Consider the following 11,577-nt stretch of genomic DNA (forward strand, 5'->3'; position numbering starts at 1 on the left):
ATCCCCCACGCCGTCGCTGTCGCCGTCCTCCTGACCGGGGTTGGCGACGAAGTCGCAGTTGTCGCAGTCGTCCGGCAGCCCGTCGGTATCGCTGTCCGGCTCGCAGGCGTCGCCGATACCGTCGGAGTCGCAGTCCTCCTGATCGGGGTTGGTGTCGAGGTCGCAGTTATCGCAGGCGTCGCCGAGCGCGTCACCGTCGCCGTTCTCCTGGCCGGGGTTGGCTACGGCCACGCAGTTGTCGCAGGCATCGCCCACGCCGTCGCTGTCAGCGTCAGTCTGGCCGGGATTGTCGATGAGCAGACAGTTGTCGCAATCGTCGATGACGCCGTCGCTATCACCGTCCGTCTCGCAACTGTCGAGGGTACCGTCGGAATCGCAATCGGTCTGATCGGATTCGCAACCATCCGGCGTGCCGTCGCTGTCACAATCCGCTTCGCAGGCGTCGCCCTCGCCGTCGCTGTCGCAGTCTTCCTGACCCGGATTTGCATCACTCGGGCAGTTATCGCAATCGTTCGGGATACCGTCACTGTCGCCGTCCGCCTCGCAGGCATCGGGCGTGCCGTCCGTATCGCAGTCCGCTAACGAACTGCACTCGTCGGGGATGCCGTCGGAGTTGCAGTCCTCGCTGCCGCCGACGCCCGAGCCATAAAGCGAACAGGGCCGGCCGTCCTCATCGGTGCCGGCGCCGTCGATGTCGCATTCGTCCGGAATGAGATTACTGTTGCAATCGGTGATATCGACAGGTGCGTTACCACTGACGCCTCCCGATCCGCAGGTCGAGGATTGATGCGAGATACCGATGCGAAGACCGGGAATACAGGGAACTACCGTATCGTCCGGCTCCTGCAGACAGTCAATCAAGTACTGAAAGCTCTTCCCCGAGTTCAGGGTAAAGACCAACGTAACGGTCTCTCCCGGGTGGACCGCGTTCGAAACTCCTCCCTGCGTGTCGGCGGAAAATCCGCTGGTCGTAACGAACGACGGGCACGTCAAGTTGCTGTTCGGAGGATTCCCCGGGCTGGCCGGATTGTCAAAGTTCACGCCCGGCCCTTCGACAATCTCGTCAAAGGACAGGAGCGCCTGGCCATTGAGGCAGCGATCGTCAAAGTAAACGCCATCCAGGCGTGTCGTCACGGTGCCGGGTAGGAGGGTGAACTGGAAATGGACGACCACGTTTCCGCCGGGCGTCGTTCCCTCTTCGGTAATGTTGACGACGAGACCGGGCAGGTTACAGGTGTCATCTCCGATCTCGTGGAAGCCGAAGAGTACCGCCTGCGCCGACGATGAAACGCTCAGGATCGTCGCCGCCGCGAGGATCAGGAGCGCTTTGCCCTTTGAAGGACACCGACCGCCGGTGGTACCATTCCGCTGAGTCTTTTTACCGAAACCAAACATATTTCCATCCTCCAGGTAATTCATCCGGGCTCAAATTGCGGTAGGGAAATTGAGACCTAAGGCCAGCGGTCGCGTGCCGCGCTCAGAGAGCGCACCACAACGCCGAGTCTTGAGTACCCCGCCCCCCACAAGATGAGAATGGATAGACAGCCCGACTGGGCTATCCCCCCTCCGTTACGCTTCTGACAGATAGTACCCCAGATTCACGGTCTGTCAAACGAAATGCGTTGGCAAAAGCGATGTTTGAATGGTATGAAATTACTAGGACGTGCCGCCTTCCGGACAATGTCTCGATAAGTCGCTGAGACGTCGGGATTATCGGTGGTCAGCGTGCGCTCGCCCGAGTTCGCGCTCCCGCACCGGACGCGAGAAGTTTAGCGCGCCCTAATTGGACGGCGGATTATGGGTTGCTGAGTTTCAGACCCACCGTTTCATCCAATCCGCGGCCCCCATAACAATCTGTTGCGTTGCCGAGACGCTTCGCATTCCGTGATCGCGCATTTCAATGGGTTCCAGCTTCGCTTCGACCCCTGCCGCCTGCACGGCCGAGATATAGGCCTGACCCTGGTCGATCGGCACCTCGGCATCTTGCGTCCCGTGGTATACAAGGAGAGGCCGCCCGGCCGCCGCCAGCCGCCGCGGGGCGTCCCACGGTGGAAGCGTCTCAATAAAGGACGCTCCGAGCGGCAGGCCATGGTGATCGATCCACCCCTTGCGCCGAAGGAAGTCCCACGCCTCGTCAGTCATGGCCCGGGCGATAAGCGACTTTGGGTCCGCGACCGGCGCGAGGAAGACCAGTGCACGCAAGCCCGCAATCTCGCTGGCCAGGCCCGAAACCGTGTGCGCCCCGAAGCTGCTCGCGGCCATGCCGATTCGTCCGGAATCACATCCCTCCAGACCCGATATCGCCGCGAGGACGGCCCGCAAGTCTTCCTCCAGGCTCGCAGACGTGACATCGATGAACCGCCCGTCGCTCTCCCCGCACCCGCGAAAGTCAAATCGCAGGCAGGCGATCCCCATTTCGGAAAGTCGCCGCGCCAACGCCACGAATCGATAACCCGAACCAATCCGCGTCCCGGTCAGGCCGTGACAACAGATGACCAGTGGGGCGGGATCGAGCGCGTCGGGCCGATGCAGGCAGGCGACGAGACGCTGTGTCCCGATCGGGATGTTAACAAATGATTGCACGCATTCTCGCTTGGAAGGTGAGGATAGGGCGGGCAGCGCGCAATGAAAAGCCCCGGGCGCTGTTTACGGCGCCCGGGGCCAGCTTCCATCCCCTCCGGGATGCCGACGGTGGTATTCGGCCACACTCGGCGCCTGCCGTTAGTTCCTTTCCCGGCAACCGCTCGGGTTCGAATTGCAGTAAACGTCGAGTTGGTCCTTGAGCTGCGTCGCCGTATAGCGATCGCCGCCGCGGGGGTTGCTTCCGGGCGGGAAACTCGCCAGGAAAGCATTGGCCGCATCCAGAACCGGCTGAATATCCTGGGAATCGGACCCCGACAGGACATTGAACGTCGCCGCGATGACGAACTTCGCCAAGGCCGCGGACATGTCGCTCCCTGCGTTCTGGCCGTTCGGAAGCTTGTTGGACAGCAACCGCATGAGCTGCGCGTCGTTGTACGTCACGCCGCCAACCGTCAGGCTGGACACCGGCCACCGGCTGCGATGGTTCTTCCAGTAACCCGGAGTGGCGGGGCACAATCCCGCGTCCTGTAGCGTAATGGTCTGATCGCAGGTAATGCGGTTGTGGCAACCATCCTCCGCCGCCCAGGTGCGAACGATCGTCGCCGGGCAGGTCCCGGTCCGCACATCCGTAAAGGTCACTTCGACGGAACCGTCGCAATTGTCCGTGACCGTGGCCCGGCCCGTATTCGAAGCGTCAGTCGATTCGGCGCAGTTGAGCGTCACGTTCGGAGGGCACACCAGGTCCGGCGGCGTCGTATCCACCACGGTGATCCGCTGCACGCACGTCGAGCCTTGACCGCAGGCATCAGTGGCCCGCCAGGTGCGCTCGATCACGGTCGGGCAGGAACCCGAGACGGAATCCGTATACGTGACGGTCGGATTGGGATCGCAGCCGTCGTCGGCCGTCGCCATTCCCGTGCTCGCCGGCAACGAGGACTCGTCGCATTCAATCTCTACGTCCGCCGGGCAATGGACCGACGGCCCGATCGAGTCGGTAACGGTGATCGTCTGGACGCAGGTGGAAGTGTTTCCGCAAGCATCCGATGCGGTCCAGGTTCGTGTCACCACGGCGACCGCCGGGCAATTGGCCGGGGTCGATTCATCGTTGAAGGTAAACGTGGGCGCGGCGTCGCAATTGTCCTCGGCGGTCGGAGTGCCCGTCACCGTAGGATTCGTGCCCTGTTCACACGTCACGCTGATGGCCCCGGGGCAGGTGGTAATCGTCGGCGCCGTCGTATCGACGACATTGATCGTCTGGACGCAGGTGGCCGAATTGCCGCAGCGATCCTCGGCCTTCCACGTTCGGGTAATGATTTTGGACTGTGGACAGGAGCCCGGTTCCTCGGTGTCGGTATGGGAGACGATCGGTGCAGGATCGCAGTCGTCGTCCGCCGTCGCCGGACCGCCGGTATCGGCGGGGGCCGTCGACGTCCCGCACTGCACAGTGACCTCGCCCGGACAGGTGATCGTAGGGTTATTCGTGTCCGAGACGCTGACTTCCGCCTGGCACGTCTGCGGCGCCGCGGTGCCGTCGCTGACTGAAAGGGTCAGGGTGCATTGAATGTTGCAGCCGCTCGAAGTATCGACGGACAGAACCGGTGTCGCGCTCGTGGCGTCGTCGAAAGTCGCCCCCGGGCAATCCGAGGTCCACGAATAGGTCAGCGTCGTTCCCGCGTCCGGATCGCTCGATTGCGAGCCGTCGAGCATCAGCGTCGTCACGCCGCCCGCGCACTCCGCCTGGTACGGGCCATTGGCGTTGCACACCGGCGGCTGATTCAATCGCGGGATCGGGCCCAGGCTGCCTTTGGCGCCACCGATGATGTTAGTGTTAAAGTTGTTGACGAAATCCGAGTTCTCGCTCGTCACCGTGACGCCGATGTCCTGGCCGGCGAAAAACGACGCCAGCGAGCCGCCCGTAAAGGCGAAACGAAAGTCATACCGATCCGTTGCCGTGCCGGTATCTTCGAAGCCGAAGGCGATGATCTCGCCGGTCAGGAGAATTCCCGAATAATCGATGCTGCCGTTGCCGTCGGCATCGATTTGGCCTTGCACCACCAGATCGTCGCCGGGAACGCCGCTGAGCACGGCGCCGGTGTCGCTGATTGATGCGCCGATCTGAAGCACTTCCGACGCCGGTATACCGGTCGGCGTAATCAGCCGGGGTGGCGTGGAGGGCGAAAAACGAATCGAGATCGGCGACGCGACCAGCGCCAAGGCATCCGAGGTTGCGTTGTAGCTGGTGGTGCCGTTGCTGTCGTAGGTGATCACCGGGAATCCGGGAATCACACCGAGCAGCGCGGCAAACGAAACGCTGACCGCGCCGGACACGGCGAAGATGGCGAAACATACCGGAAAAAGCTTTTGGCGCACTTGTACAGTCTCCTTCTTTGGTGGTATACGACCAATATAATCAACCGGGTTACCTGACGTTGCGGCGCGCAACAATCAGCATCCCCCCAATTCTTACAAACTTTCCTACTATGCCTGATCCCCGGGCCCGACAATTTGCTTCGTGGGCGGTAGTCCCTGAACGGGCGTTATCGTCGCCGCAGGGGCCGTGCCAGGGACAATCCCGCCATCAGGATGAGACCGAGCGTCGCGGGCTCGGGCACCTCAATGGGTCCCAACGCGCCCTTTGCGCCGCCGATGAAATCTACGGTAAAGCTGTCAACAAAGTTTGAGTTCTCGCTGGTCACGACGACGCCGATGTCCATCCCGCTGAAAAACGAGGCCAACTGTCCGCCGGTTAGCGCAAACCGAAAATCATACCGATCGGTGCTTGTGCCGGTGTCTTCAAAACCGAATTGCAGGATCTCGCCGGTCAAAAGGACGCCGGAGTAATCGGGAAGGGTGTCGGGATCATCCCCATCGACCTCGCCGATGACGATCAGGTCATCGCCGGAAACGCCGCCGGCCACTCCACCGGTATCGTTGATGAACCCGCCGAGTTGCAGCACTTCCTGGGCCGGTGAGCCCGTCGGCATCACGAGGTGCGGCGCAGAGGACGGGGTAAATCGAATCGCGATGGGAGAAGCAATCAGCGACATCGTGTCGGTCGTGGAGTTGTAGCTGGTGGTGCCATTGCTGTCGTAGGTCAGCGTCGGGAAGCCCGGCAGCACGCCCAGAAGCTCGGCCGCAGCAGGGCTCACCAGTAACATGACGACGATTACAGCCGCACCTAGGGACGAGAAAGACCTTCGCATGGGGGAACTCCTTTTTGGAACCTATCCTCTCCGTTTCGCCCCTTTCGGGCGCGCGATACCGAACAGATTCCCCCAAACGCAATCCGTTCTTCGAATGTTTCTACGCTCCGCTCGATACCGAGCGACACCAAATCCACCGCTATCGCGGGGACAGCGGGCGTTATCGACGTCGCAAAGGCCGCAGCAGGCTGACTCCGGCCAAAAGCATCAAACTTAATGTCGCCGGTTCCGGGATCGGAACGGGCGCCAGGTCCGTATGGGAACTGCCGTTGTTGAAGCTCGAAAAACTCGACCCCCAAGTCCCATCGAAAACGTTCTCAAAAGGATCGTAGATCACACCGACAAACGAGCCGGGCGTTCCAAAGTATTGGAATGTCGCCATCTGCCCGCCCGTCACTTCAAACACGAATTCGAAAAAATCCAGACCTGAACCGGGGTCCTGCGAGTCGAATCCGAACAACACCAGGTCGCCCGTGAGTAACAAGCCGGAAATTCCCAGACTGGATGTCAAATCGCCGGAAACGGACAGCGTACCCGCCGAGGCATTTCCAAAATCGTCCACGGTCGCGTCGATGTTGAAGTTCAGTGCGGTGAAGGCGTCGTCGAAGTCGATCAGAGGGCCGGCATTGTCATCATCGATAGTCACGTTGTACCCGTCGACCGAAAGCGAATCGGTGGCCGCGACGTAACTCAAGTCAATGAACTGCGATGTGATGTCCGGGGACGGATTCAACGTCAAGTTCAGCGGCGCGGCCTCGGCGCCGGCTGCGAGCGCCAATACAAGGCTGCAAGTTAGAAGGGCCGATTTCCGCATTATCCCTCTCCTCCCGCCGGGAGAAACTTCTTTCCGGGGCCGTCCGCGCGGATTGACCGCGCACTGCCCTGACTCGGATCGCTACGATACCAATTTGGGCCCAAGAAATCAAGGTCTCGACGATTTATCGGAGCAGTTCCCGCCCATTTGGATTACAACCACTGTTGGCGGCGGTCTTTACCATAAACCCAGCCCATTCGAGACCTTATAACTCCAAAGAACGCCGTTGCCGGCGGGATGACCGAAACGGTGCCGCGGCTTTGTAAGGTGCCTTTCCACTTTCCAAGCCGGTCTTTCTGGTAACATATGGACTCTCCATTCGTTGCCCCCAGCCGTTGGGGCGGGCTCTTAACCAACCGTCGTGCTGAGCGTCTGTTCATGGCCCTGCGCGTCAAATGCAAGTGCGGAAAAGTCCTCAACGTCTCGTCGAAGCTGGCGGACAAGCGGATTTCCTGCCCCGGCTGCCAGCGGCCGTTCACCATCCCCCTCGCCAAGTTTTCAGCCGCCGTAAAGCCCGGCCTTCCCGCGGTCAAGCCGGCGACATCCTCCGCCGCGGCCCAGCCCCCGCCGATCATCCACACAGCCCACGCCCCGGCGCTGAAGCTGGCCCCGCATCCCGCGCCGGAACCGGTCATCGCCGACCTTTCCGGGACGATCGGACTTTCGTCGAGCGGGGCGATCGGCGAGATTCAGTTGGAGGGGCTTCCGGCCGTCAGCCATGCCTCCGCGCCGCCGGCGGTGGATGTGGGCGACCCGGTCGAGCTGTCGTACGCCCGACATTCCTCCGGCACTCGCACGCTACCCGGTCGTAGCGGCAGCGATCAAATCGGGGGTCCCAAGCGCGGATTTTGGCGCGACCTGGGATTTGCTTTTGCCTACCCGTTCTCATCGGCGGGCAACGCGATCCAAACCCTCGTCCTTGTGGGGGTACTCTTTGCCTCCCAGTTCATCTGCATCATCTCACTCCTGGTTCAAGCCTACGTCATCGCCATATACATGAACGTCATTAGCGACACGGCCGCCGGCCACGATGACCTCAAAGCAGCTCCGCTCGAAGACGGCTTCCTGGATGGTCTGGTCAAGCCGTGGTTCTATTTCGTCGGGTCGTTCCTCATCGCGATGTCGCCGGGGATCGCCTACGGAGCATTGGTCAGCACCAATGCCATTGCTTCGGACACGATTCTATTTGGAATCTGGGCCGCCTTGGGCGCATTCCTCTGGCCCATCATCGTGCTGCTGCTGTCCCTCTCCTCGTGGTCATTGCTCTTGAGGCCCGATCTGATACTCGCGACCATCTTCCGAACAATCGGCCCTTACCTCGCCATCTGGGCCGCGCTGCTGGTCACCCTGGGGCTTCGACTCTTGTCGTCGAGCGGGCAGCAGATTCTCACGCATTTCGGCATGCGTTCCAGCGACTTCCTCGGGGCGTCGTTCGGAATCATCGGCGGTGCGATCATCGCTTTGGCGATCGATCTCTACTTCACGCTCGTCAGCATGCGCATGGTGGGCCTCTACTATTTGCACTTCAAACACCGGTTTGCGTTCAAGCTGGAGTAGATTCCCCGCTTTCTCAATCAGGAATGCTATAATCCGCCTTTTCGGCCCGGACGGAATCGGGCTGCGGGGACCGGCTCTTCATGGATCTCTTCCGCGTCCGGCGCGTGCCCTACATGGCCCGCCGCAACTACCACTACGAAATGCAGCATCTCGTCCTCTGGGGCCTCTTCGCCGGCCTCGTCGAGGGGACCGTCTCCGCCGTCATCGTCAGTAAGACCTTTGGCGGCAGCAACTTCCTCATCACCGTCGTGCAGGCCACGCCCGCCTTCGCCAATCTCGTCAGCATCTGGTGGGGTGCCATGCTTGTCGGCCGTCGCAAGCTCCCCGCCTTCATCGCCCTCGCCTCCGCCAGTATCGCCGTCAGTCTGACCGTCGGCTTCACCCCGCACAGCCACCAGGGCGGCTGGATCTTCGCCGCGCAGATTCTCCTTTCCCGCCTGTTCATGTCCGGTGTCGTCACGACGCGAGCGAGCCTGTGGAAAAGCAATTACCCGCGCTCGCACCGCGGCCGAATCACCGCCAACCTCCAGATCGTCCGCACGCTCATGAGCCTGCCCGTCATCCTCGGCGGCGGGCTGCTCTTTGACTTGGACCCCATGACCTATCGCTGGTTCTACCCGGTTGTCTCGCTCATCGGCGCGGCGAGCCTGTACCTGCGGCGCAAGGAGCGCGTCCGCGGCGAGCGAATCGCGCTGGCCGGCCGCAACGGCGGTGGAGGCCAGGAACCGATCGCCGACCCGGGCCTGATCGCCCCGTTCAGTCTCGTGGCCCTTATTTCTCCTTTTCATTTATTGCCAAGGATGTGGAAAGTCCTGCAGGAAGACCGCCGCTTTGCCCGCTACTGCGTCGCGCAGGGCTGTATCGGCTCGGCCAACTTGATGGCCATGCCCGTCAATACGATCGTACTGACCAAGCTGCTCAACCTGAACTACACCTACAGCAACGGCCTCCTGGACATCATCCCGCGCGCCATCACTATCGCCTCGCTGGGTCTCTGGGCGCACCTGTTTGATCGCATCGGCGTCCTGCGCTTTCGCGTTTACAACTCGCTCTGCTGGTGCGGCTCGCTCATGTTCTGCGGCATCGGAGCCATGTTCGCACGGGAAAGCGGCGGTCAACTCGGTACGGCCTTCGGGATTGCGGTCGGCATCTATTTCCTGGGCCGCATGTTCGAGGGCCTCGCCCAGAGCGGCGGCGCGATCGCCTGGAACATCGGCCACCTCCACTTCGCCGAGGACGACAAGGCCGAACTCTACATGGGCATCCACGTGTCGCTGACGGGTCTCCGCGGCCTCATCGCCCCCTTCGTCGGCATGTTCCTGTATCACTGGATCGACTGGGGCGTCTTCATCGTCGGCTTTGCCGTCTCGGGAGTGGGCTTCCTTATCTTCTCACGACTGGCTCGCGAGGAAACGCGAAGCGCTCGTCGAGCCGCGAGTGCTTAGCGCATGGTCAATCTTTGGGCACCAGCGACGGAACGTCCTATTCATCCTGCAGCGTGAAATCGTCCGACGTATGCGGCTCCTCCACCGCCCAGCGCACCGCCCGCTCCACCAGGTCGCGCTTGAACCGCACGAAGATTGCCCCGCTGTCCACCATTGCATCCGGATGCCGGTCGTACTCGTGCAGGACGATCCCAACGAGGCCGTTACGGTGCGATCCCTCTTTGGAGACCGCCAGTTCCCAGGCGATCCACTCGCTGGCGTGAGTCTCCGGCCCGATGATGCAGATCGTCACATCCGCCGCCTCGATCTGCTGCGCCAAAGCGGCCTTGATCGGCTCCGCCTCGGCGCTGTTGAGGGGCGTCTGCACGCGTCGATCGTACGCGTTGAGGTCGGCATTTGTGACCGGCCACGAATTCAGCGGGTCGGCGCAGAGTCGCTGGTCCGGCTCGTAGCAGACGTAGATGCGTATGGGTTCGGTGTTCACGAATCGTACCGGTTCATTTTACCAAAAGCGTTCACCACAGAGGCTCTGAGACGAAGAAGTTTTTGTCACGTTCTTGAACCAAATCGGTGCGCCTCGCTGCCTCTGTGTCTCTGTGGTGAACTTTGCAATCGTCCAGCATAATACCCGCAAGGAGACAACAATGACTGTAACAATGGGTTGGCTGTACGTCGTGACCCTCTTCACGGGAGTCCAGGCCGAAAACGTTCGCGTAGAGTTTCTCATCACGGCCCCAAGCGACACGCCCAAAGACGCCGAGGTCTATCTCACGGGGAGCATTCCAGAAATGGGCGGCTGGAATCTGCCTGGCTTGCGCACGAAGCAATTGAAAGACGGCCGCTACCAAGCCAAAGTCGAGTTGCCGGTCGGCGCGCAGATTGAATACAAGGTGACCCAGGGCTCCTGGGAGTCGGTCGAAAAAAACGCCGGCGGAGGCGAGATCGCCAACCGGACCTACACGGTCGAAGGGCCGGCGAGGATTGAAATCGTCGTCGGCCGCTGGGCGGGCGCGGCGAAAGCCGTTGCGAAAAAACCGGGCAAGACCGTCACCGGCGATGTGCGCGTACACGAAGACTTCGCCTCCAAACACCTCGGCAATTCACGCACGATCACGGTCTATCTTCCGCCGGGCTACGAGAAGGACGCGAAGCGGCGCTATCCCGTCCTCTACATGCACGACGGTCAGAACCTCTTCGACGCCTCCAAGTCTTTCATTGGCGTCGAATGGCAGGCGGACGAGACCGCCGAGCGAATGATCAAGGCGGGCGAAATCGAGCCGCTCATCATCGTCGGCCTCTACAACACGCCGGAGCGCATGACGGAGTACGCGCCGGATATCGACGAAGATCGCCAGGCCGGCGGCAAGGGCGACGCCTACGCGAAGTTCCTCGTCGAGGAGGTCAAGCCGTTCATCGATAAGACCTATCGCACCAAGCCCGACCGCGAGAATACGGGCGTAGCGGGTTCGTCGATGGGCGGGCTGATCTCGCTGCACATCTGCCGGAAATATCCGAAAATGTTTTCGCGCTGTGGCGTCATCTCCCCCGCGCTAATGTGGAACGACCGCAGCATCTTGAAGGAGTTGGAAAGCGATCACAAATGGATGAAGGGGATGCGCGTCTGGGTGGACATGGGGTCAGAGGAAGGCCGACAGATCGCGGGCTTCAGCTCGGCGATGAAGGACACCCGCCGGCTCGCGAAGATCCTCGACGACGCCGGCCTCCAGCAGGACCGCGACTATCGCTACCTGGAAGTCTCCGGCGGCCAGCACAACGAATCCGCCTGGTCCGCGCGCTTCGACCAGATCCTCGCGTTTTTCTACGGAAGAGAATGACTAAGAGTCCCTAAAAGTACCCATTCTTTAATCGTCGCCAACAGATCAAGGCGCAGCCCAGTGTGAGAAATGCCGTATGGATGTCAGCGCGACGATCATAGCGAATTCGAAGGCGTCGGAATTGGCGCAGCCAACTGATC

10 protein-coding genes are annotated in these 11,577 nt (G+C 61.4%); 3 read left to right on the forward strand and 7 right to left on the reverse strand.

The features are described 5' to 3' along the window. The 5 genes from VJZ71_12265 to VJZ71_12285 all read right to left on the reverse strand — a co-directional run. On the reverse strand, positions 1-1,395 hold a 1,395-nt coding region (locus tag VJZ71_12265; protein HKQ48836.1), incomplete at its 3' end, for a thrombospondin type 3 repeat-containing protein. Between the two features lie 417 nt (positions 1,396-1,812). Beyond that, a complete protein-coding gene (locus tag VJZ71_12270; protein ID HKQ48837.1) occupies positions 1,813-2,583 on the reverse strand; it encodes an alpha/beta fold hydrolase in 771 nt (256 codons plus the stop codon). Between the two features lie 138 nt (positions 2,584-2,721). Next, entirely contained in the window at positions 2,722-4,953 is a 2,232-nt protein-coding gene (locus VJZ71_12275) for a hypothetical protein (protein HKQ48838.1), read from the reverse strand. A 167-nt stretch (positions 4,954-5,120) separates the two neighbouring features. After that, positions 5,121-5,786, reverse strand: coding sequence for a hypothetical protein (locus tag VJZ71_12280; GenBank protein ID HKQ48839.1), 666 nt, complete (start codon positions 5,784-5,786; stop codon positions 5,121-5,123). Positions 5,787-5,946: 160 nt separating this feature from the next. After that, entirely contained in the window at positions 5,947-6,600 is a 654-nt protein-coding gene (locus VJZ71_12285) for a hypothetical protein (protein HKQ48840.1), read from the reverse strand. Positions 6,601-6,978: 378 nt separating this feature from the next. Between VJZ71_12285 and VJZ71_12290 the strand changes: the two genes are divergently transcribed. Together VJZ71_12290 and VJZ71_12295 are read left to right on the forward strand one after the other, a co-directional pair. Then, the gene (locus VJZ71_12290; GenBank protein ID HKQ48841.1) at positions 6,979-8,157 is read left to right on the forward strand and encodes a hypothetical protein; all 1,179 of its coding nucleotides are present in this window, start codon (positions 6,979-6,981) and stop codon (positions 8,155-8,157) included. An 80-nt stretch (positions 8,158-8,237) separates the two neighbouring features. Beyond that, positions 8,238-9,602, forward strand: a complete 1,365-nt coding sequence (locus VJZ71_12295; protein ID HKQ48842.1) for an MFS transporter — start codon at positions 8,238-8,240, stop codon at positions 9,600-9,602. Between the two features lie 37 nt (positions 9,603-9,639). Here the strand turns inward: VJZ71_12295 and VJZ71_12300 are convergent, their stop codons facing one another. After that, complete coding sequence (locus VJZ71_12300) at positions 9,640-10,086, reverse strand: TIR domain-containing protein (protein ID HKQ48843.1); 447 nt, start codon at positions 10,084-10,086, stop codon at positions 9,640-9,642. A gap of 160 nt (positions 10,087-10,246) precedes the next feature. Here VJZ71_12300 and VJZ71_12305 point away from each other — a divergent pair, with 160 nt between their 5' ends. Next, the gene (locus tag VJZ71_12305) at positions 10,247-11,437 is read left to right on the forward strand and encodes an alpha/beta hydrolase-fold protein (protein ID HKQ48844.1); all 1,191 of its coding nucleotides are present in this window, start codon (positions 10,247-10,249) and stop codon (positions 11,435-11,437) included. Positions 11,438-11,447: 10 nt separating this feature from the next. Here the strand turns inward: VJZ71_12305 and VJZ71_12310 are convergent. Next, positions 11,448-11,577: IS5/IS1182 family transposase (locus VJZ71_12310; GenBank protein ID HKQ48845.1), on the reverse strand; the 130-nt coding region annotated here is incomplete at its 5' end.

The organism is Phycisphaerae bacterium (genome assembly GCA_035275405.1).
In the GTDB taxonomy this organism is placed as follows: Bacteria; Planctomycetota; Phycisphaerae; order UBA1845; family UTPLA1; genus DATEMU01.